This window comes from Symbiopectobacterium sp. Eva_TO (assembly GCF_053848865.1).
In genome coordinates this window covers 968476-990389 of sequence record NZ_JBSPEY010000004.1, presented here as the reverse complement: position 1 = coordinate 990389, position 21914 = coordinate 968476, and the positions used below count along the sequence as shown (strand labels likewise).

Annotated in this window: 15 protein-coding genes and 6 pseudogenes; 7 read left to right on the top strand and 14 right to left on the bottom strand. The window is 52.2% G+C overall.

The features are described 5' to 3' along the window. Positions 1 to 324 precede the first annotated feature (324 nt). Positions 325 to 747 (top strand): DoxX family protein, encoded by a 423-nt coding sequence (locus ACWWJF_RS07105; RefSeq protein WP_455869057.1) that lies wholly within the window; start codon positions 325 to 327, stop codon positions 745 to 747. 223 nt (positions 748 to 970) lie between these two features. Continuing rightward, entirely contained in the window at positions 971 to 2356 is a 1386-nt protein-coding gene (cysS, locus tag ACWWJF_RS07100; protein ID WP_455869056.1) for a cysteine--tRNA ligase, read from the top strand. An 85-nt stretch (positions 2357 to 2441) separates the two neighbouring features. On the opposite strand, the gene ybcJ is transcribed toward cysS, so the two are convergent. From ybcJ to ACWWJF_RS07075, 5 genes and pseudogenes are all read right to left on the bottom strand, one after another. Next, complete coding sequence (gene ybcJ, locus ACWWJF_RS07095; protein ID WP_455869055.1) at positions 2442 to 2654, bottom strand: ribosome-associated protein YbcJ; 213 nt, start codon at positions 2652 to 2654, stop codon at positions 2442 to 2444. An 85-nt stretch (positions 2655 to 2739) separates the two neighbouring features. Continuing rightward, positions 2740 to 3603 carry a bifunctional methylenetetrahydrofolate dehydrogenase/methenyltetrahydrofolate cyclohydrolase FolD gene (gene folD / locus ACWWJF_RS07090; RefSeq protein ID WP_455869054.1) on the bottom strand — a complete coding sequence of 288 codons (864 nt, stop codon included), beginning with the start codon at positions 3601 to 3603 and terminating at the stop codon, positions 2740 to 2742. A 114-nt stretch (positions 3604 to 3717) separates the two neighbouring features. Beyond that, positions 3718 to 3933, bottom strand: a complete 216-nt coding sequence (locus ACWWJF_RS07085; RefSeq protein WP_455869053.1) for a GGDEF domain-containing protein — start codon at positions 3931 to 3933, stop codon at positions 3718 to 3720. Beyond that, complete coding sequence (locus ACWWJF_RS07080) at positions 3884 to 4111, bottom strand: diguanylate cyclase domain-containing protein (protein ID WP_455870977.1); 228 nt, start codon at positions 4109 to 4111, stop codon at positions 3884 to 3886. Before ACWWJF_RS07080 ends, ACWWJF_RS07085 begins: the two co-directional genes overlap by 50 nt. Then, positions 4092 to 5122: pseudogene (locus ACWWJF_RS07075) on the bottom strand (IS630 family transposase). Before ACWWJF_RS07075 ends, ACWWJF_RS07080 begins: the two are co-directional and overlap by 20 nt. 99 nt (positions 5123 to 5221) lie before the next feature. On the opposite strand from ACWWJF_RS07075, the pseudogene ACWWJF_RS07070 reads away from it, so the two are divergent. Continuing rightward, positions 5222 to 5755 (top strand): annotated as a pseudogene (locus ACWWJF_RS07070) (ATP-binding protein); the annotation flags it as partial. Positions 5756 to 5910: 155 nt separating this feature from the next. Here the strand turns inward: ACWWJF_RS07070 and ACWWJF_RS07065 are convergent. Beyond that, positions 5911 to 7118 (bottom strand): IS3 family transposase gene (locus ACWWJF_RS07065; RefSeq protein ID WP_455870574.1). Its coding sequence is split into 2 segments (ribosomal slippage): positions 5911 to 6797 and positions 6797 to 7118, totalling 1209 coding nucleotides; the frame shifts between segments, so codons are not numbered across the junction. Positions 7119 to 7643: 525 nt separating this feature from the next. Between ACWWJF_RS07065 and ACWWJF_RS07060 the strand changes: the two genes are divergently transcribed. Then, positions 7644 to 8051 (top strand): hypothetical protein, encoded by a 408-nt coding sequence (locus tag ACWWJF_RS07060; protein WP_455869052.1) that lies wholly within the window; start codon positions 7644 to 7646, stop codon positions 8049 to 8051. Positions 8052 to 8251: 200 nt separating this feature from the next. Here ACWWJF_RS07060 and ACWWJF_RS07055 read toward each other — a convergent pair whose 3' ends face one another. After that, entirely contained in the window at positions 8252 to 8407 is a 156-nt protein-coding gene (locus ACWWJF_RS07055) for a hypothetical protein (protein WP_455868661.1), read from the bottom strand. Between the two features lie 227 nt (positions 8408 to 8634). Here ACWWJF_RS07055 and uvrA point away from each other — a divergent pair, with 227 nt between their 5' ends. Both uvrA and ACWWJF_RS07045 read left to right on the top strand, forming a co-directional pair. Beyond that, complete coding sequence (uvrA, locus tag ACWWJF_RS07050; RefSeq protein WP_455869051.1) at positions 8635 to 11469, top strand: excinuclease ABC subunit UvrA; 2835 nt, start codon at positions 8635 to 8637, stop codon at positions 11467 to 11469. Positions 11470 to 11661: 192 nt separating this feature from the next. Beyond that, positions 11662 to 12356, top strand: a protein-coding gene (locus ACWWJF_RS07045; RefSeq protein WP_455869050.1) for an IS1 family transposase whose coding sequence is annotated in 2 segments (ribosomal slippage) — positions 11662 to 11905 and positions 11905 to 12356 — 696 coding nt in all. Because the reading frame shifts where the segments join, the coding sequence is not laid out codon by codon here. 15 nt (positions 12357 to 12371) lie between these two features. On the opposite strand, the pseudogene ACWWJF_RS07040 reads toward ACWWJF_RS07045, so the two are convergent. Continuing rightward, positions 12372 to 12557 (bottom strand): annotated as a pseudogene (locus ACWWJF_RS07040) (antiterminator Q family protein); the annotation flags it as partial. Positions 12558 to 12822: 265 nt separating this feature from the next. On the opposite strand from ACWWJF_RS07040, the pseudogene ACWWJF_RS07035 reads away from it, so the two are divergent. After that, positions 12823 to 13546: pseudogene (locus tag ACWWJF_RS07035) on the top strand (XRE family transcriptional regulator). 207 nt (positions 13547 to 13753) lie between these two features. On the opposite strand, the gene cysH reads toward ACWWJF_RS07035, so the two are convergent. The 6 genes and pseudogenes from cysH to ACWWJF_RS07005 form a co-directional block, all read right to left on the bottom strand. Next, positions 13754 to 14488 carry a phosphoadenosine phosphosulfate reductase gene (gene cysH / locus ACWWJF_RS07030; protein WP_455869049.1) on the bottom strand — a complete coding sequence of 245 codons (735 nt, stop codon included), beginning with the start codon at positions 14486 to 14488 and terminating at the stop codon, positions 13754 to 13756. Between the two features lie 12 nt (positions 14489 to 14500). After that, positions 14501 to 16216, bottom strand: coding sequence for an assimilatory sulfite reductase (NADPH) hemoprotein subunit (gene cysI, locus ACWWJF_RS07025; protein WP_455870976.1), 1716 nt, complete (start codon positions 16214 to 16216; stop codon positions 14501 to 14503). A gap of 32 nt (positions 16217 to 16248) precedes the next feature. Further along, positions 16249 to 18063, bottom strand: coding sequence for an NADPH-dependent assimilatory sulfite reductase flavoprotein subunit (gene cysJ / locus ACWWJF_RS07020; protein ID WP_455869048.1), 1815 nt, complete (start codon positions 18061 to 18063; stop codon positions 16249 to 16251). 186 nt (positions 18064 to 18249) lie between these two features. After that, positions 18250 to 19188: pseudogene (locus ACWWJF_RS07015) on the bottom strand (IS630 family transposase); the annotation flags it as partial. Positions 19189 to 19247: 59 nt separating this feature from the next. Next, positions 19248 to 20289, bottom strand: a pseudogene (locus ACWWJF_RS07010) (IS481 family transposase). A gap of 288 nt (positions 20290 to 20577) precedes the next feature. After that, positions 20578 to 21909, bottom strand: coding sequence for an IS4 family transposase (locus ACWWJF_RS07005; protein WP_455869047.1), 1332 nt, complete (start codon positions 21907 to 21909; stop codon positions 20578 to 20580). Positions 21910 to 21914: the final 5 nt, after the last annotated feature.

Sequence of the window (21914 nt, the reverse complement as noted above, 5' to 3'; positions counted from 1 at the left end):
TGTCCCGATATCCCAGTTGTCCCGGTAGGTTTTGCATGAGTAAAGAGCATTTTTTCAATGCCTCGGTACGTCACCTAAGCCAACACGCCAGCCAAAGGAAAAGCCTCTTCTCTGGCTGGCATCCCTTCCTCGGCATCTGTGATTGGCACGTCCATTTTGCCGAAAAAGTTGTCTCTAGTTGCTCTAATACTTGCACGGTTTTATCACGGATTTTGAGTAACATTGAGTATAACAACTTTATGATTAATAAAATATTTTTAATTTAAGTGTTTGTTTTTAATTGAATTATAATTAATAATCATTTCTAATACTAACAGGTGAATCATGCTGGGCTTAATCAATCGTGTACTGGATAAACCCGATGCAGGCAAACTGCTGCTGCGTCTCGCTTTTGGCATTTTGTTGATTTTTCATGGATGGCACAAAATGGTCGATGGGGTTGTTGCCATCGCGGGTATGCTGACAAATGCGGGATTACCGACGTTTATCGCGTATGGTGTCTTTGCGGGTGAAGTCGTTGCCCCCATCTTATTGATTCTCGGCATTCTGACACGTCCTTCTGCCTTAGTGGTTGCGGGTACCATGGTGGTTGCGCAACTTCTGGCTGCACCAGCGGGTTTTGTTTCGCTGGCGAAAACCGGTGCCTGGGGCGCTGAACCGACTGCGGTATTCTTCTTCGCTGCATTGGCTATCGCGCTGCTGGGCAGCGGGAAATACTCCGTGATGAGTAATCCGAATTTGCGCTAACGCTTCTTCGGTTTGCAAGCAGTAACATAAGACCCGGCGAGCCATTGCCGGGTTTCTGTTTTTTAATCCTTATCAATTATCTTCCTATTACGCTGTCTCAGTCTTGCAATAGCTCGAGGTTCAGGTTTCAATACGCTGCTGGGCTTGCTGAACCCGCCTCAACGGCGGTGTTCCGTTTGCTGCGCATACTCCACTTCTCCCGCGAATATCATGGAATGTTTTGATGTTAAAGATTTTTAATACGCTGAGTCGCCAAAAAGAGGAATTCAAACCCATTCATGCCGGTAACGTGGGCATGTATGTATGCGGCATTACCGTGTATGACCTGTGTCATATCGGTCACGGGCGTACTTTTGTGGCTTTCGATGTGGTTGCCAGGTATTTGCGCTATTTGGGTTACTCGCTCAATTATGTGCGCAATGTAACGGACATCGACGACAAAATCATCAAACGCGCCGCAGAGAATGGAGAAAGCTGCGAACAACTGACCTCGCGCATGATCGCCGAAATGCACGCTGATTTTGATGCGTTGAACATTTTACGTCCCGATCTAGAGCCGCGTGCTACACACCATATCGCCGAAATTATTGAACTGGTGGCGCAACTGATTGCGCGCAAACATGCCTATGTGGCAGACAACGGCGATGTGATGTTTTCTGTCGACAGCGCGCCGGGTTACGGCGTGCTTTCTCGCCAGGATCTGGAACAGTTGAAAGCGGGGGCACGTATTGATATTGCGGAAGTGAAACGCAATCCGATGGATTTTGTGTTGTGGAAAATGTCGAAACCCGGCGAGCCGCACTGGACATCCCCTTGGGGGGGAGGGCGTCCCGGCTGGCACATCGAATGTTCAGCCATGAACTGCAAACAGCTTGGCGAACACTTTGATATTCACGGCGGCGGTTCCGATCTGATGTTCCCGCACCATGAGAACGAAATTGCTCAGTCGACCTGCGCCCATGACGGCCCTTACGTCAACTACTGGATGCATTCCGGTATGGTGATGATCGATCGCGAAAAGATGTCTAAATCGCTCAACAATTTCTTCACCGTACGCGATGTACTGAAATATTACGACGCTGAAACCGTGCGTTACTTCCTGATGTCGGGCCATTACCGTAGCCAGTTGAATTACAGTGAAGAGAACCTGAAACAGGCGCGTGCCTCTTTGGAGCGTTTGTACACTGCGTTGCGTGGCACCGATCCGGCAGCGACGGCTCAAGGTGGCGACGCGTTTGAAACGTGCTTCCGCGCGGCGATGGACGATGATTTTAATACGCCAGAGGCTTACTCGGTGCTGTTTGACATGGCACGTGAGGTGAACCGCCTGAAAGCGGAAGATGCGATGGCGGCGGATGCGCTGGCCGCCGCGTTGCGCCGTTTGGCGGGCATTCTTGGGCTGTTGGAGCAAGACCCGGAATCCTTCCTGCAAAGCGGTTCTCAAGCGGATGGTGACGAAGTGCAAGAGATCGTAGCCCTGATTCAGCAGCGTAATGACGCGCGTCAGACCAAAGACTGGGCGCTGGCCGATGTAGCGCGTGCGCGCCTGACGGAAATGGGGATTGTGTTAGAAGACGGTCCGCAGGGCACGACATGGCGCCGTAAATAACGCTATTGTTAGTTCGTGTTAAAAAACGCCCGCGACGGTAAACCTTTGCGGGCGATTTTTATTGGATCAGACTACTGGCTGTTGCTTAGGGCACGACATTTACCGATTGCCCGTCAAAGTTGACCCGCTGACCAGCAATGATCTTGCAGCGCTTACGCGTTTCGACCAGGCCGTCAACGCTGACGCCACCGTCAGCAATGGCGGCTTTGGCGGCAGCGCCGCTCTCACTCCAGCCAAGCAGTTTAAGCAGATCGCACAGTTCAACGTGCGGGTGTTTATCGAGATGAAAAGTTTCCATAACATCCTGCTGTAAGAAAGAAAAAGGCGCGCCTGAGCGCGCGATGTTAACGTGATGTTTATGCGTTAACCGTATATCCGTGCTGTTACGCGTTGCCGTCGTGGTACTCTTCGCAGGCTTGCAGCGTGTTTTGAATCAGGGTGCCAACGGTCATAGGACCAACACCGCCGGGCACCGGCGTTATCAGCGACGCGCGCTCCTGTGCGACGGAAAACTCCACATCTCCCACCACTTTGCCGCTGTCCAGACGATTGATGCCGACATCGATCACGATGGCACCCGGTTTAATCCACTCGCCGGGAATAAAGCCCGGCTTGCCAACCGCAACAATCAGCAAGTCGGCCTGCTCAACGTGTTGACGCAGGTTTTTGGTAAAACGGTGGGTCACCGTGGTGGTACAACCTGCCAGCAGTAGTTCCAGACTCATCGGACGGCCAACGATATTGGACGCACCCACCACCACGGCATTCAAGCCAAACATGTCCACGTTGTAACGTTCCAGCAGCGTGATGATGCCGCGCGGCGTGCAGGCACGCAGCAGCGGGTCGCGCTGGCACAGGCGACCGACGTTGTAAGGGTGGAAGCCGTCCACGTCTTTATCGGGTGCGATGCGCTCGATGACTTTGGTGTTATCAATGCCTTCGGGCAGCGGCAACTGAACCAAAATACCATCAATGCTGTTGTCGGCATTCAGTTCGTCGATCAGCGCCAACAGCGCGGCTTCCGTGGTGCTGGAAGGTAAGTCATAAGAGCGAGAGACAAAGCCCACTTCGTCACACACTTTACGTTTGCTAGCGACGTAGATCTGTGAAGCGGGATTATCGCCGACTAACACAACAGTCAGCCCTGGCGCACGCTTGCCTTCGGCCAGGCGCTGCTTGACGCGCGCACAAACTTCATCCTTCACTTGCTGCGCAATCGTTTTACCATCAATAATCTTTGCTGCCATCTCTCTGGAAATCCATCAAATAAAACTACGGGGATGGCGCTATTTTGTCAGAAGCGACGCGCGCTGTCAGGCACTGTATCAATATAAATTCGTCCGCACCTGACCGCTGTTGACCTATTCTGTCGCAATTTCAACGCGATTTCTGCCCTTGCTCTTGGCCTGATACAATGCTTTATCTGCACGAATAATCACGCTCTCCGGTGCCTGAGCCGGTGTTGTTCCCACAAAAAGGTAGACGCCAGCGCTGGCTGTAACGACTTTTTCATCCAGCGTGGTGAGTTCATGGGGGGGTACGCTGGTGTCTGATAGCTTCCAGCGCCCGTTCTGCAAACGCTACGGCGCCTTCTTCCGTCACATCCATCAGAATGATGACAAACTCTTCACCGCCATAACGTGCGATTAAATCCTCTTTGCGACGCGGCATACTGCTCAGCGCATGGCTCACGGTTTGCAGACACTTGACGCCTAAATAGCTGTTCCTAATACCGCTACACTTTTGCCTGTCCATGTTTTCCACTGGGAAACGGGCTGACGGTTTCCATGAAGCGGCGAACCTTGTTCAGTAACTGCCACATTGAACAGCATTGATGATTGCGGGTAATGGTTTCATGCAACGCCTGCCATAACCGCTCTACATGATTTACCCATGGTGAGTACACCGGCTGATAAATACCCCTGAATTTCGGGTTTTCTTCCAGCCAGCGCTGCGTCTCCCGGTTTTTGTGAATAATGTAGTTATCAACTATCAGCGTGAGCGTTTTTGCCCGTCTGTACGTTGCTCTCAGATGCTCTAACATACTGATAAAAAACACGAACTTTTACTGTTTCCTCCAACATCGCTGACTTTTCCTGTCCCGCTGTGTAATGCACCCGCCAGATAATATTTCTCGTTCTGGCCCGGCGTCACGATGCGTTTCTGCTTCCCGCGAACCTGCCAGTCCGCGCCAATTTTGGGATTCAGATGAATATCCACTTCGTCTTCGTAAAAGACGGGATGTTCCGCGCTGCATTGTTCCAGCGCCATCGCGATGGCCTCCATTTTTTCTTCCTTATGCGGGTCGCGGATACGCAGCGTAGGAGCTGCGCGTCGCCACACCAGACCGGCAGAAGGCAGCCAACGGTGCACCGTGGAAGCATGCAACTGGCAACCGGTTATCTCATTGATTTTTATCGCTAGCAGTTCCGTGCTTCAGCGCGAACGCTGATAGCCAAAATCATGAGGGGAACGCTTTACGAGCTGGATTAACAGTGCGCAGATCTGTTCAAACGGCCAGCGACGGCCACGACCGGGCCGCAGAGATTTGAGGCCTTCAATGCCGTACAGGGTGAGCCAGTTAATCCATCTGCCGATTGACGAACGGGCGCAGCAAAGCATTCTGGCGACATCGCTCACGCGCTCGCCCCGGTGCAACATCAGGATGGCGGTCAGCCTGCGGGCGTGATTCTTGTCACGCGTTTTATGGAGAGTTTTCTTCATCAGGCGTCGTTCGTTACGGGGTATCGGTGCTATGCTCGACATCGCTCAGTCCGGTTGATGATTTGGGAGCTTTATCGATTGCTCAGATCGCTCAACTCGGACTGAGTTCCCTTCAGGTGATCTACTATTCGGAACAGTTATTTAGATAACTACGAGCCAGTGAATCCTGATGCAGCACGTTGCTTAAAATTCTGCAATGCCTATGTCACCCATTGGCCTGAACGCCTTAAGCAGGGTGGCGGCTTGGTGATGTGCGGTAAGCCAGGAACCGACAAGAATCACCTTGCCCTGTCGATTGCCAAGCACGTTATCAACGAGCACCAAAATTCAGCGCTATTCACGACCGTTTTGCGAATTGCCCGCGAATTTAAATCAACGTGGAGCAAAAGTGCTGAGTACTCTGAGTCCGCGGTTATCAAGCGCTATACCCAGCCTGATTTGCTCATCATCGACGAGGTAGGCGTTCAGTTCGGTAGCGAGGCGGAAAAGATGATTTTATTCGAAGTTATCAACACGCGCTACGAGAGCATGAAACCTACGATTCTTATCAGTAATTTGGCATTGAACGAACTGGCCGGATTTATCGGGGAGCGCGTTATCGACCGTATGAACGACGGTGGCGGTTGCACTTTGACGTTCACGTGGAGCAGTTACCGTTCACGCATGACTGGATGACTCAGGTATCGATTTTTATATACTCAACGTACTTCAAGATGCATCAGCCTATCCAGCAGAAGGCACGAGTAGTAAGCCCATCGCGCGGCCTTGCCGTACATCTTGCAGTACGTTGAGTTGATCTTGACCCACCATCTCCGGACAGCTTTTGTATCTTAAGTTAACGATGCCCGCTGGCGCCGATATTCTCTTGGGGAGTTGTATCCCAGCGCACTGTGCGGATGGTTTTCATTGTAATGATTGAACGCCGCTGCAAGATTCTTCAGCGCTGTTCGCACATCGGGTTTTGGCATGAAGGCGATGTAATCTTCCTTCATCGTCTTCACGAATCGTTCTGCCATGCCGTTACTCTGTGGACGGCTCACTGCTGTTGTGCAGGGCTCCAGATTCAGTTCTCTGGCGAACTTCCGCGTTTCATGCGCTGTGTACGCTGAACCATTATCCGTCAGCCATTGCACTGGTTTATCCGGCAGCGCGCTACCGAAGCGTTTTTCCACCGACCTCAGCATCACATCCTGCACGGTTGAACTGTCATAACCCCTGGTGCTCGCTGCCCAGTCTATGGCCTCCCGGTCGCAGCAGTCCAGTGCGAACGTCACCCGCAGCTTCTCGCCGTTGTCACAACCGAACTCGAAGCCATCTGAGCACCAGCGCATATCGCTCTCTGCTACCGCGATTTTGCCTTTATGCTCCCGCTTCGGACGTTCAGTTTTATCATGCAACAACAGCAGGTTATGCTCGCTCATTATCCTGTAAAGCCGTTTGGCGTTCACCGGTGGAAGTCCCTCTGCACGACGTTGCTTACGCAGGATACCCCACACTCGGCGGTAACCGTAACTGGGCATGTCGCTGATGATACGGAGGATGTCCGATAATATCTCAGCATCAGCTTCGTCATTACGCCGGTTGCTGCGCCTGTCCAGCCAGTCGGCAGAACGGTTAACCCGCAGTGACAGCTGCGCACGCGACACGCTCATGGCGCGGCTGACCAGAGCTATTCCCCGTCCTTTGGCAACAAGGGCGCGTGCGCTATCCATTTTCGCGACTGGCGGTACTCCACTGCTTCTTTGAGGATCTCAACTTCCATCGTCTTCTTACCCAGAAGGCGCTGTAGCTCCCGGACCTGCTTGAGGGCAGTCGCCAGCGCCGAAGCTGGAACCACTTCTTCTCCGGCCGCAACGGCGGTGAGGCTTCCTTCCTGGTATTGCTTCTTCCACTTAAACAAAAGGCTGGGCTGGATGCCATGCAGGCGGGCTACATGGGAGACGTTCATCCCCGGCTCCATTGTCTGCTGAATGATGGCGATTTTCTCTTGCGGAGTTTTACGCTTACGGACTTCTTGCCCTAACAGGATCCCGGTCATTTCAAAATTAGCATGATTGTTAGACATATATCTAAGCCTATCTCTTATCTGGAGATACAGCTACTGTCTGGTGTTACAGGGGGCTACATCATTGCAGTACGTTGAGTATACGCCAGGGTGAGAGAGTGAATGTTTTTTGAACAGATAATGGTTAATAAACACGCTTATTTTGGTCAAATAACATCCTAACAGATGATTTTTGGGCGCTGAGGCGTTTGTTTTTTGACCTATGTGCGGCTTTGTTGAATAAATAGATTTTATGCTGGCAGCCCAGTGAAACGACGGATCCTCGCAACGCAAAATCATGCAGTTAGGCTTCATGAGAAAACTGTACACCTGAGGGGACAAGCATTTTCTACCAAAAGTGGCTTGGCAAAACAGCATGACTCACTATTATTCAACAAAGCCCCTATGTGCTTACTTAATGAGCATTCATGCTCTCGCCCTGGAGTATACGCTTGTATTGCTGTACTCCAGATTTTTTATTAATAAGATAGTATTGTAACTTTTGATATGAGGATGATCATGACAGCTATATATTCACAGGTTATTGATTGTGATTTTCATAACTACGATGGCTTTAAAAAACTTGCAGATTATGAACTTCGTTATTTTCAGCTTCGAGAAAGCGGGGGGCCTGGTTTTTCTATGACAAGGGGGGAAGTCACGTTGAGTGGTGCTGGTATTATTGAATGTACAAGAAAGTTAAAGATTGGGCGTAATTATCGTATAACATTAAAGAATGCCGTAGGAAAAGGCTTGCTAATTATGGGGATAGATGACGTTAAACATTTTGATAATAAAATACCTAAAGATGTTTTTGTGGAGCTTAAAGCCACAGCTGATATGGATGGAGCTAATATAGCAACTTTTTCGTTCAGAGGAATTGATGATGAAATAAAATTTTCTGGTTATAAAATTGAATATATTTAATTTTATAAAGTGTAAAATTAAATACTAGGCTGTGTCCCTTAATTGCATAACTTCTTGTAAAAGAGGCGGATGCAGCCCAGTTTAACCCATATCGTTATACACATCTTTCTAACGCACTGTTTAATCAATGAGTTACGGGTTTATCTCAGAGTGGCATTTTGAACCTCAAAAAGCCAATGGGATGGCTTGAATGCCTTAATTCACGGGGTTCTGAGCATCCTGTTCAAAAAATGGCCAAAAGATGTGTATAACGATATGACATTAACCGCCTCTGCGGCCTTAACGTATGTGTAGCCGTGGTCGACAACCAGCTTTGCGGCTTCGAGCTTAAATTCCGCCGTAAAATGTTTACCCATGAGGTCACCTGTCGTGTTGATGAGGTGAGCATATCACCTCCGATCAGGTGGCCAGTATCAGTGTGCCACTACATAGCGTGTTTCTTCTGCTTGTCCCCCCACTGAGCCGCCATCTGCGGTGCTAAAAAACGCAGCGGGTGTTTTTTGTGTCATAATGGCACGTTTCGTACCGGTTATCTCCGCCTGCGGGATGATGAAAAATAGCGTTAACTCCGGGATGTATGTGAATGGATAAGATCGAAGTTCGTGGTGCCCGTACTCATAACCTCAAAAATATCAATCTGGTAATTCCGCGCGATAAACTGATTGTGGTCACCGGGCTGTCGGGGTCCGGTAAATCGTCGCTGGCGTTTGATACCCTGTATGCGGAAGGGCAGCGGCGCTACGTTGAATCGTTGTCTGCCTATGCGCGCCAGTTTCTCTCTTTAATGGAGAAGCCGGACGTCGATCATATCGAAGGGTTGTCACCGGCGATTTCCATTGAGCAAAAATCCACGTCCCATAACCCGCGCTCAACCGTGGGCACTATCACCGAGATTCACGACTATTTGCGTCTGCTCTTTGCCCGAGTGGGTGAGCCGCGCTGTCCGGATCACGATGTGCCGCTGGCGGCGCAGACCGTCAGCCAGATGGTGGATAACGTGCTGGCACAGCCGGAAGGTACTCGCCTGATGCTGCTCGCCCCGATTGTTAAAGATCGCAAAGGGGAGCACACCAAAACGCTGGAAAACCTGGCGACACAAGGCTATATCCGCGCCCGTATCGACGGCGAGGTTTGCGATCTTTCCGATCCGCCCAAGCTGGAATTACAGAAGAAACACACCATTGAGGTAGTCGTCGATCGTTTCAAAGTGCGTGAGGATTTGGCACAGCGTCTGGCGGAATCGTTTGAAACCGCGCTGGAGCTTTCCGGCGGTAGCGCTATTGTGGCGGATATGGATGATAGCAACAAGCAGCCCGAACTGCTGTTTTCCGCCAATTTCGCTTGTCCGCAGTGTGGCTATAGCATGCATGAGCTGGAGCCGCGCATGTTCTCCTTCAACAATCCGGCTGGCGCTTGTCCGAGCTGTGATGGGTTGGGCGTGCAGCAGTTCTTCGATCCGGCACGTGTGGTGCAAAACGGTGAGCTGTCGTTGGCCGGCGGTGCGATTCGCGGCTGGGATCGACGTAACTTTTACTATTTTCAGATGCTGCGTTCACTGGCGGAGCATTATCGTTTTGATGTCGAGGCACCCTACGACAGCCTGAGTGAAAAAATTCGTCACGTCATTCTGTACGGTTCCGGTAAAGACACTATCGAGTTCAAATACATCAACGATCGTGGCGATACGTCCGTGCGACGCCATCCTTTCGAAGGCGTGTTGAACAACATGGAACGGCGTTACAAGGAAACCGAATCAAGCGCGGTGCGCGAAGAACTGGCCAAGTTTATTAGTAACCGTCCATGTGCCAGTTGCATCGGTACGCGTCTGCGTAAGGAAGCGCGCCATGTGTTTGTCGAACAGACCACGCTGCCGCAGATTTCCGACATGAGCATCGGCCATGCGATGACGTTCTTCCAAAACATGAAGCTAAGTGGTCAGCGCGCGCAGATTGCTGAAAAAGTGTTGAAGGAGATCGGCGATCGCCTGAAATTCCTGGTGAACGTGGGATTGAACTACCTGTCGCTGTCGCGTTCTGCCGAAACGCTTTCCGGCGGTGAAGCACAGCGTATCCGACTGGCGAGCCAAATTGGTGCCGGTCTGGTGGGGGTGATGTATGTACTGGATGAACCTTCCATTGGCTTGCACCAGCGGGACAACGAACGCCTGTTGGAGACATTGATCCACCTACGCAATCTGGGCAACACCGTGATTGTGGTGGAGCATGATGAAGACGCCATTCGCGCGGCGGATCATGTGATTGATATCGGACCGGGTGCGGGGGTGCACGGCGGCCAGGTGGTAGCGGAAGGCTCGGTAGAACAGATCATGGCGGTGCCAGAATCGTTGACCGGCCAGTACCTGAGCGGTGAGCGAAAAATCTCCGTGCCGTCACAACGCGTGCCTGCCGATCCTACCAAAGTGCTGAAGCTGGTAGGGGCCAAAGGCAACAACCTGAAAGATGTCACGCTGACGCTACCCGTCGGGCTGTTCACCTGTATCACCGGTGTTTCTGGTTCCGGCAAATCGACGCTGATTAACGATACGCTGTTTCCGCTGGCGCAACGTCAGCTCAATGGCGCAACGCTGGCGGAACCGGCACCGTACCGTGAGATTCACGGCCTTGAGCATTTTGATAAGGTGATCGATATCGATCAAAGTCCTATTGGGCGCACACCGCGTTCCAACCCGGCGACCTACACAGGCGTATTTACCCCCATCCGTGAACTTTTTGCCGGTGTGCCAGAAGCGAGAAGCCGCGGATACAACCCTGGGCGCTTTAGTTTCAACGTGCGCGGCGGGCGCTGTGAGGCCTGTCAGGGCGATGGTGTCATCAAAGTGGAGATGCACTTCCTGCCGGATATCTATGTGCCGTGCGATCAGTGCAAAGGCAAACGCTATAACCGTGAAACGCTGGAAATCAAATACAAGGGTAAAAGCATTCACGAAGTGCTGGAAATGACCATTGAAGAGGCGCGTGACTTCTTTGATGCTATTCCTGCCTTGGCGCGTAAGCTGCAAACCCTTATCGATGTGGGGCTTTCTTATATTCGTCTTGGCCAGTCGGCGAGCACGCTCTCCGGCGGTGAAGCACAGCGTGTGAAACTGTCCCGCGAGTTGTCCAAGCGAGGAACGGGGCAAACCCTGTATATTCTTGACGAGCCAACCACCGGGCTACATTTTGCCGATATTCAGCAATTGTTGGACGTGTTGCACCAGTTGCGCGATCAGGGAAACACCATTGTGGTGATTGAGCACAATCTGGATGTGATTAAAACCGCAGACTGGATTGTGGACCTTGGTCCGGAAGGTGGCAGCGGTGGCGGTCAAATACTGGTGTCCGGCACCCCGGAGACAGTTGCCAATTGCGAAGCATCGCACACTGCCCGTTTCCTCAAACCGATATTGGCACGCAAGTAGTGCTGTTCACGACGCCCGGTATTGCGCCTGGCGTCGTGATTATAAGGCTATTCACGTTTACTTTTTATTTCGATAAACACCGCTTTCGTTGTCGTCCTGTTATTTCACGCTATTTTTCTTAGCGATAAATATCCGGTAATGCCTTCAAATAGTTGGCTTTTGTGATATTCTGCCGCTATTTGAGGTTTCCACGTGGTTACTGTTTTTGTTCATTGCCCTCGCTGCCATTCAGATAAAGTTTATCGACATGGCCTTAGTCCAACTAAGCGCGAACGCTTACGGTGTCACTGCTGTCGCCGTGTATTCCAGCTTACCTACCGCTATGAAGCGCGAAAGCCGGGAGTCAAAGAGCAGATCGTTGATATGGCCTTCAACGGTGCCGGTGTTCGCGATACCGCCAGAACGTTGAAAATCGGCATCAATACGGTCATCCGGGCTTTAAAAAGCTCTCGCCCCGCAGGATAACGTCTTCTCCCGTTGCTCACGCCGACGTCGCCCTTATCTGTGAACTTGATGAGCAATGGAGCTTCGTTGGCAGTAAGGCGCTACAGCACTGGCTCTGGTACGCTTACAATACCAAAACGGGCGGTGTTCTGGCCTACACTTTTGGCCCCCGAACCGATGAGACCTGCCGTGAATTGCTGGCTCTGTTGACACCGTTCAACATCGGCATGATTACCAGTGACAACTGGGGCAGCTATGCAAGAGAGGTTCCGAAGCAGAAACATCTGACTGGCAAGATCTTCACGCAACGCATAGAGCGCAATAACCTGACGCTCCGTACCCGCATTAAACGACTGGCGCGTAAAACGATTTGCTTCTCGCGCTCCGTCGAGATCCACGAAAAAGTCATCGGAGCCTTCATCGAAAAACACATGCTCTACTAATTGGAGTTATTACCGTTTTTTCAAACACGCCATCGCCCCATTAACAATCAACCCATCGTCATCGCAACACGACGGGCGCGAGCGCTGGCTGGAGGGCAGCAGCCCACGGAAGCCCGCCGCCACCGATGAGTAATACAGCCCGTGTTCAGTATGAGAAGCCCATGCGCCATAGCGCTCGAGCACCTTTTGGATATCACGAATCATCTCGCCACCTTTGTTGTTTCTATACCGTTATCTGACAAGACCATTGGGTTCTTGCCGCACCGTCCCCTGGAGTAACAAAAGAGCGGAAGCCATAGACTGCCACCGAAAAGCTATTGATTTAATTAAGAACTAACGTCCGTTATTCACGCGTAGCCGATGTTGTTAGTGTGATAATATCTTTAGCTATCGATAATAGTAAAAGGTATTGCCATTTCACTTGAAAAGCAATAGCGAATGCTATAAAGTTACTGGCATGGAAACGATGAACACTTTGGCAGAACGGCTCAACCATGCGATGTCGCTGACGGGAATGACTCAGGGGCAACTGGCACGTGCCGTTAACATGGCTCAGCCAACCATCAGGCGCTTGACCTCCGGTCAGGCGAAAGGAACCTCGCGTATCATTGATATCGCCGATGCGTTGGGAGTCCGTCCAGAATGGCTGGCAAATGGTGATGAACCGATGCGTGCGCCTGCGGCAGAACCTTACGACTCGCGCTCCAACGTTCCGCCGGAATCCCAGTGGGGAACGGTTGATGTGTGGGACAGCCCCCCCCTTGCGGGATGATGAAGTGGAAGTGCCGTTTCTGAAAGATATTGAATTCGCCTGCGGGACTGGGCTCATCATGAATGAAGATCATAACGGGTTTAAGCTGCGATTTTCCAAATCGACCCTACGCCGCGTCGGTGCCAATTCGGATGGTTCTGGCGTACTCTGTTTCCCGGCCAAGGGCGACAGCATGGAACCGTTTATTCCCGATGGTACAACCGTCGCCGTCAACACCAACGATAAGCGTATTATTGATGGCAAGATCTACGCCATCAGCCAAAACGGTTGGAACCGCATTAAGTTGCTGTACCAAGTTGGGCCAAACACGGTAAGCATCCGCAGTTACAACAGTGCTGAGCATCCCGTGGAAGAGAAATCCCTCAGCGAAGTCGATATTATCGGGCGCGTATTCTGGTGGGCGGTGCTGGACTACTGATTACTGTGCCAGCACTGTGCACAAAAAAGGCTGTTTACCAACGGTCGCAGACTGCTGAAAAGTCATTGTCCCCCTTGCCATCCTCGGCGAAAGCCGGGGATCTCTGTTAGACAAAACCTGTTTCGCCTGTAGGAGATTCCCGCCTTCGCGGGAATGACGGAGGTGTGCGTGAATGACGGAAGTGGGCTGGAAGGATGGAGGTGACACTCACCCCTCGTGCAACCCACACTCCCGTTTCAAACCAAAGAATCGCGTTTCTTCTTCGCTTATTCCCGGTTCCCATTTACGCGTGGTATGCGTATCCCCTACGGACAGGTATCCTTGATCCCACAGCGGATGGTAGGACAAACCGTTCTGCTTGAGATATTGATACACCTGCTTGTTATCCCAATCGATAATAGGCAACACCTTGAATACGCAGCGTTGGATAGCCAGCACCGGCAGATGTCCACGGCTGCCCGACTGCTCGCGCCGCAACCCGGCAAACCAGGTTTGTGCTTGTAGCTCACTCAGCCCGCGATTCATTGGTTCTACTTTGTTTAGCTGGTTGTACTGCTCAATGCCTTCAACGCCCTGTTCCCACTGCTTGCCATAGCGAGCTTCCTGCCAGGCCGGGGAGTGCTCGGCGCGATACACCTTCAAATTGAGTTTCAACTGCTCGGTCAGTGTATCGATAAACTGGTAGGTCTCCGGGAACAGGTAGCCGGTATCGGTGAGGATAACCGGAATATCAGGGCGCAGTTGCGTGACCAAGTGCAGGCTTACCGCCGCCTGAATACCGAAACTGGAAGAGAGAACGTACTCTCCCGGCAAGTGCTCCAGCGCCCAAGCTACGCGCGCCTCGGCAGAGAGCGTTTCCAACTGGGCGTTGGTTTCTGCCAGCGCTTGCGCCTGCTCCGGTTTGGGTAGCGCATTGAGCGCTTCAAGAGAGAATACCGACATCATGCCTCCCGGTTAATCGTAAAAATCGCGCGCCGGATCGAGCACCGGCTTGATAATGCCGCTACGAATCGCGAAGTCACCAAACCCTTCTCCCTGCTGGCGCTCCAGCGCCCAGCGGCCAATCAGACCATCCAGTTCGCTCAGGATCTCCGCCTGCGTGATATTTTCGCGATACATACGCGGAATGCGCGAGCCTTCGCGGTTACCGCCCAGATGCAGGTTGTAGCGCCCAACGGCTTTCCCCACCAGACCAATTTCCGCTAGCATGGCGCGGCCACAGCCGTTCGGACAGCCGGTTACCCGCAGTACGATATGCTCGTCGCCCACGCCGTGGCGCTGCATAATGCCTTCCACCTCGGTGACAAATTCCGGCAGAAAACGCTCGGCCTCCGCCATCGCCAGCGGACAGGTTGGGAAGGATACGCAGGCCATCGAGTTTTTACGCTGCTCGCTGACGCTATCGTCAATCAACCCGTGCTCGCGCGCCAGCGCTTCAATCTTCGCTTTATTGCGCGTATTCACGCCTGCCACAATCAGGTTTTGATTCGCCGTGAGGCGGAAATCCCCTTTATGGATTTTGGCAATTTCAGCCAACCCGGTTTTCAACGGGCGCCCTGGATAATCGAGAATACGGCCATTTTCGATAAACAGCGTCAGGTGCCATTTGCTATCGATGCCTTTCACCCAGCCAATGCGATCGCCACGGCCAGTAAATTCATACGGGCGCACCGATTCAAAGGTCACGCCCGCGCGCTTTTCCACTTCACGTTTGAAGGTGTCAACGCCGACACGCTCCAACGTATATTTGGTTTTGGCATTTTTGCGGTTGGTGCGATTACCCCAGTCACGTTGCGTGGTCACCACCGCTTCGGCCACGGCCAGCGTATGCTCAATCGGAATATAACCCAGCTCACTGGCAGTGCGCGGATAGGTTGCCTTATCGCCGTGGGCGATAGAAAGGCCGCCACCTACCAACACGTTGAAACCGACCAGACGGCCATTATCGGCAATAGCGATAAAATTAAGATCGTTGGCGTGCAGATCGACATCGTTTTGCGGCGGGATCACTACCGTGGTTTTGAACTTGCGCGGCAGATAGGTCGCCCCGAGGATCGGTTCTTCATCGGTGGTAGCGACTTTCTCTTGATCCAGCCAGATCTCGGCGTAGGCACTGGTACGTGGCAACAGATGCTCGGAGATCTTCTTCGCCCAATCATAGGACTGCTGATGCAGCTCGGATTCCACCGGGTTAGAAGTACAAAGCACGTTACGGTTCATATCGTTGGCAGTCGCCAACGCATCCAGCCCCAGATGATTCAGCAACTGGTGCGCCGGTTTCACGTTCGGCTTCAGAATACCGTGAAACTGAAAGGTTTGGCGGTTGGTGATACGAATGCTGCCATAGAGCGTGCTCTCGGCAGCAAATTTATCAATCCCCAACCACTGTTCCGGCGTCATCACGCCACCGGGCAAACGGCAGCGCAGCATCATGGCATGACGCGGTTCCAGCTTTTGCTCGGCACGCTCAGCGCGAATATCGCGGTCATCCTGCTGATACATGCCGTGAAAACGGATCAGCAAAAAGTTATCGCCGTTAAAACCGCCCGTCAGCCCTTCCTGCAAATCTTCAGCAATGGTACCGCGCAGGTAGTTACTTTCCCGCTTCAGGCGCTCCGCATCAGCGAGTTTCCCTTCTACCACTAACGGGCCGGGATAAAGTTCATCGATTGGTAATTTTTCGCTCATTGATAAAGATCTCGCTAGTACACATCGCGCTGATAACGGCGCTCAAGGCGCAGTTCACTTAAAAACTCATCGGCCTGTTCAACATCCAGACCGCCGTGGGTGACGATGATGTCCAGCAGCGCCTGCTCCACATCTTTCGCCATACGGTTGGCATCGCCACACACATAGAGATGTGCGCCGTCCTGGATCCAGCTCCACACCTGTTCACCCTTCTCGCGCAGTTTGTCCTGCACATAGATCTTGTGTGCTTGATCGCGCGACCAGGCCAGATCGATATGCGTCAGCAGCCCGTCTTTCACGTAGCGCTGCCATTCCACCTGATAGAGAAAATCTTCGGTAAAGTGCGGGTTGCCGAAAAACAGCCAGTTTTTGCCTTCGGCACCGTCCGCTTCGCGCTGTTGCATAAAGGCACGAAACGGAGCAATGCCGGTGCCAGGTCCGATCATGATGACGGACGTCGAGGGATCGGCAGGCAGGCGGAAGTGATCGTTATGTTCAATAAAGACCTGAATCTCATCGTCTTCATTCAAACGATCCGCCAGATAACCTGATGCACCGCCCGTTCGCGCACGTCCCTCATAGTCGTAGCGCACAACACCAACGGTGATATGCACTTCACTTTCGGCTTCAGCCTGGGAAGAGGCAATGGAATAAAGGCGAGGCGTCAACGGTCGCAGCCAGCCAATCAGTTGCTCCGGCGTCAATTCCGTCGGTGCCTGACGCACCATATCCACCAGCGGCGTGCGCTGGGCGAACTGTTGCAGCGCAGGCTTTTCAGCCGCCAACGCCAGTAACGCATCGTTGCGGGACAACGCGGCGTACTTTTCCACCAGCGGCGCCGTGTTTTGCGTCAGTTCGAAATGGCGTTGCAGCGCCTGTGACAAAGGCAATGTCTCTCCCGTCACGGTCACAAGCTCATCCCCTTTCAACCACAGCAATTCCAGTAACTCTTGTACCAGCGCCGGATCGTTTTGATACCACACGCCAAGCGCATCACCCGGCTGATAGCGCAGCCCGGAATCCCCCAGATCGATCTCGATATGGCGCACATCCTTATCGGACGCACGCCCCGTGATTTTCTGATTCACGGCGAAACTCGCCGTGTAAGGCGCGGTTTTACTGTACGGACTGCTAGAAATTTCATCCCGCGTTCCGCTGGCGCTCGCCTGAACCACCGCAGCACCTTGTGCCGGTATACGCGCCTGAAGGATATCAACAATCTGCCGACGCCACTGCTCAGCGGCCGTCTGATAGTCAACATCGGCGTCCACGCGATCGAGCAGGCGCTCTGCACCCAGCTCTGCCAATCGACCATCAACATCTTTACCGGCTTTACAGAAGAATTCGTAAGAGGTATCCCCCAATCCGAACACCGCAAACGACGTGGTTTTTAGCGCAGGAGCTTTTTTGGAAAACAGAAATTTATGCAGCGCCACGGCTTCTTCCGGCGGTTCCCCCTCCCCTTGCGTGGAGGTCACCACCAGCAACAGCGTTTCCTGCGCAATTTGCTTAAATTTATAATCGCCTGCATTCACCAGCGTGACCGCAAGCTTGGCTGCAAGCAAATCGTCACGCAGTTGTTCCGCCACGCGGCGGGCATTGCCCGTTTGCGATGCGGAGATAAGGGTAATGCTTTGGGCAGGCGCAGCGACACTGGCCGGGAGCGATACGGCCGACACGGCACCGCTCTGAGCCCCATTGCCCTGCGCGACGCCCCAAAAATAGCCTGACAGCCAGGCCAGCTGCGCTGGAGAGAAATCCCCCGTGGCGCTCTGCAAACGCGCAAGCTGCTCAGCACTAAGCGGCAGCAACGAAACCAGAGTGGTCATCGTGATTTCAGTGTCCTTGTAAGTCGTCCCGCCATATAGCGATATTTATGCAATCTAAAGTTGTATGGAATATAAGGTTACCTATCCAGCGCGCAACAATTAAAGACGCGATGGCAATATTTAATAACCAAAATGCCTAAATGGTTTTTCTGATAATCCTTAACGCTTAAAGCGTTATATACTCGATTAACTTGAAGTTGCATTTTTCAGCGTCTGGAAGTTGTCATTAATCCTGCGCGACAAGCCCCCCGCCAGTCCCGGTAATATATTGCGGAAGAAGTGGTGTATTTCCTGCCGAAACGCCTTTGGTGAAGCGAAGTAGCGGTTGTTTCTCACCTTTTCATTCATCACTTTCCACAGTCTTTCTATCGGGTTCAGATTCGGGCTGTAAGGCGGCAGATAGTGGAGGTCGATATTCATCACATATGCCCACTTTTTCACCAGCTCCGCCCGGTGGTAACCCGCTCCGTCGAGTATGATATGCACCTTCTGTCTTATCGGGTAAGTTTCCCGGATGGCGATAAAAAAGCGGGCGATATTGAGACTGTTGATGCTGTCGTACTCCCGAACCACCGTGCTGCCGATGTCGTTCAGGTTCAGGGCTCCCATGATGTTCAGACGGGTACGACTACCGGTGGTTTCCACTGGCTGAGATTTTTTTCCCGCAGGCATCCAGCCATATGCCAGTTTTGTTCCCTGTGTCGGGTGGACGCCATCGATGAACAGGATGGGTTCATCGTCACCGGCTTTTTGTTTCAGCTCGTTGTAGGTTTCCACAAACGCCTGCTGCGCTTCTGCACTGAATTTATGTGGGATACCGACAGGCTTTCGATAACTGAAGCCGTTGCGGTGCAGCCATTTAGTCATTCCCGGAACGGTGTAGCGGATACCCCACCAATCAACAACCTGTTCAATGATAGCCTGTGTAGTGGGAAGAAGGTTGTTCGTCAGAGATGTGGTGAGTTCAGCGGTTTGCTCTTCGCTGAGATGACTATCAGAGCCGCCATTCTCAGGCGCAAGTTTCTCACCCTTTAGCCAATCATTTAGATGACGGCGTACCGTGGTTTCGTGAATAAGTTGCGATTGTGCAATCATTCCTGGCGTCCAGCCATCGGCAGACAATAGGTGTATTAGCTCAGACCTGATCTGACAGTTACCGGTTATTTATACAGGTGTCTGTCAGATTAAATCTGGTTCAGATTTTTTTCTGCCCAGACTCGTTTACCATCAAGTAACGTGGCCATTGGCGTACGCCCGCAGCACATTTTACCCTGATGAGTTCGCTCATTATTGTAATGCCACAACCAGTTGTCCAGATCCTTTTGTAGACTTTCTAGGTCCTCGTATAACGTCTTACGGAACGCAACCTGATAAAAATCCTGCAAAATAGTTTTATGGAAGCGCTCGCAGATACCGTTTGTCTGCGGAGACATCGCTTTCGTTTTCGTATGGTCTATATCGTTGATAGCCAAGTACAGCTGATAGTCATGTTGTTCCACTTTACCGCAGTACTCCGTCCCCCCTGTCCGTCAGTATTCTTAGCATTGGCAGCCCCTGAGCTTCGTAGAACGGCAGCACGCGATCATTGAGCAGGTCGGCGGCAGAGATCGGTGCTTTACTCGTGTAAAGCTTGCAGTGCGCCACTTTCGAGTACGTATCCACGAACGTCTGCTGGTAGATACGGCCAACACCTTTCAGATTACCCACGTAGAAGGTGTCCTGCGACCCCAGATAACCCGGGTGAGCAGTCTCTATTTCACCACAGGCTTCGTCGTCGTGCGCCTTCTTCTCCAGTGCAGCGATTTGAGCATCAGTAAGTACGATGCCTTCTCTGGCAACTTTTTCCTCAAGTGCCTTCAGGCGCTTACGAAAGTTTTCCAGATCGTGTCGTTGCCAGATGGAGCGCACACCGCTGCCAGAAATGAAGACGCCTTTTTTACGCAGCTGATTACTGGTCCGGTGCTGGCCATGAGCCGGGAACTCAATGGCGTAATCAACAACCGCACGTTCAGTGGCTTCATCAGCACGGTTTTTCAGGTTGGGAACCCGGCGGTTTTGGTTAACCAGAGCGTCAATGCCGCCTTCTGCCGCCAGTTCCTGATAGCGATAAAACGTGTCGCGTGACACCCCCATGATTTTACAGGCTTTTGATACGTTACCGAGTTCTTCGGCGAGATTGAGCAGGCCGGCTTTGTGTTTGATGATGGGATTGTTAGTATGAAGCATGAGAGTTACCTCGTGTTTTGTATAAGGATTCGACACCCATATCAAAACCGGTAACTCTCAACCTTTCAAGGTCCAGTGTCAGATCAAGTCGCGACTAATACACAATAGGACACACCGTATCCGATCGCGCACATGATGGTCACGACTTGTTTGGTGAAGATTCCTTAACTTTTTTTTCTGCTCTTCAGTGGGATGAATGTTCATAACCATGAAATGGGTATTGTTCATGGAAAATCAAGCATCTTCAATGATTACGAGTATATAACGAGGTGAGTTCAACCCACCTCGTTATACACATCTCTGTTCGTGCCTGAGCGCGCGTAGCGTTTCGGCGGCCGTCATGACTTTCTGCAAGCCTTTCCAGATAGTTTTTGCGCCTGGTTCACCGTCGCCTTTTCGAGCAAGAAAGCCTCCCAGTTGCGCAACTAAGCGCAATACTTCGTTTAGCTTAGGGCGGCCCTTGGGCATACGCTTGTTCATCAGTAGGTAAGCTCCATGAGTCTCGTCGGAATCAAAGAACAACATTGCGTCTAGCTCTGGACAGGTTCGTCCCATACGCATTAAATAGGCGATGCGCCATGCCACGATCATGAACAGCGCCAATGCCCGCTCAATGCGATCCACGGTCGATAACTGTAACGCTTCGACACAGCAGCCGTTCTTCAGCACATTGAAGAACATCTCGATTTCCCATCTAGCCCGATACCAGTCGATCAGCTCCACGATATCTTCTCGTCCTTCAGGTACGCGATTGCTCAGCAACCGCCACTCGACCGGCTTCACGCCTGCTGGCGGCTCAATTTCCTTGGCTATCACACAAGTCACTGCCAACCCGCAACGCAGCGACACTCGCTTCACGCGCAGCGCCTGTTTCACCGTACGCGCCTTCTGCCCCGCGCGAGCCGCCATAACGAATTGGATTTCTCCCACCGGCACGGTCTTTCCAACCTTCTGCCAAAGCTTCTCATTACAGTCCAGACTGCGATTATGAGTCGAGCGGATCAACCAGTCAGCCGGAGTGCCAAGGTCATCAGCGAGCTGCATCAACGCCTTGATATCCGCTTCGCGATCGGCTAAGTACACCAGACGTGTGTTTGGCAACTCCGAGGCGAGTTCAGCAACTCGCTCGTATCCCTCGAGCCAGCGCGTACTCTCCTTGAGCCCATCGCGTTTTCCGTCTGCATCCTTCGGCTCTCTTGCCCACATCCACGCATCCAGTACGCCCAACCCCACGCGATCCGGACTGACCGCGTAGGTCGGATGCAGATACAGACCACGCCTGGCTTCGTAGTTCAAGGGACCCAAGCCTTGGATTTGCTGCCCGTTGAAGTCAAGCTCGGTAGTGTCTTGGATACACAGCACAACCTCGTGTTCTCGGATCCTTTCCTGCGTACGCTGCCAGTGAGGTTGCAGAATGTCTCGCCATTCGAATGCTTGGTTCTCCATGAAGCGGTAAGCACCCAGCGTCTCAGACCATCCGAGGCACGCATGCGGAATGCTGGCTTGCGGATTCTCAGCCAGCCGTATCAAAAGCCCTTTGGCACGCTTATTGAGCCTCGTGTCACCAAGATTTACCCCTTCCAGTTCTTGGTGTGCCCAGCCATCTGAATCCCGTGTCATTTTTC

Coding starts and splice junctions, on each gene's coding strand:
- cysJ (WP_455869048.1), bottom strand. CDS start 18,063: ATGACCACTCTGGTTTCGTTGCTGCCGCTTAGTGCTGAGCAGCTTGCG.
- cysS (WP_455869056.1), top strand. CDS start 971: ATGTTAAAGATTTTTAATACGCTGAGTCGCCAAAAAGAGGAATTCAAA.
- ACWWJF_RS07060 (WP_455869052.1), top strand. CDS start 7,644: ATGACAGCTATATATTCACAGGTTATTGATTGTGATTTTCATAACTAC.
- cysH (WP_455869049.1), bottom strand. CDS start 14,488: ATGTCGGTATTCTCTCTTGAAGCGCTCAATGCGCTACCCAAACCGGAG.
- uvrA (WP_455869051.1), top strand. CDS start 8,635: ATGGATAAGATCGAAGTTCGTGGTGCCCGTACTCATAACCTCAAAAAT.
- ACWWJF_RS07080 (WP_455870977.1), bottom strand. CDS start 4,111: ATGGACAGGCAAAAGTGTAGCGGTATTAGGAACAGCTATTTAGGCGTC.
- ACWWJF_RS07105 (WP_455869057.1), top strand. CDS start 325: ATGCTGGGCTTAATCAATCGTGTACTGGATAAACCCGATGCAGGCAAA.
- folD (WP_455869054.1), bottom strand. CDS start 3,603: ATGGCAGCAAAGATTATTGATGGTAAAACGATTGCGCAGCAAGTGAAG.
- ACWWJF_RS07055 (WP_455868661.1), bottom strand. CDS start 8,407: ATGGGTAAACATTTTACGGCGGAATTTAAGCTCGAAGCCGCAAAGCTG.
- ybcJ (WP_455869055.1), bottom strand. CDS start 2,654: ATGGAAACTTTTCATCTCGATAAACACCCGCACGTTGAACTGTGCGAT.
- ACWWJF_RS07005 (WP_455869047.1), bottom strand. CDS start 21,909: ATGACACGGGATTCAGATGGCTGGGCACACCAAGAACTGGAAGGGGTA.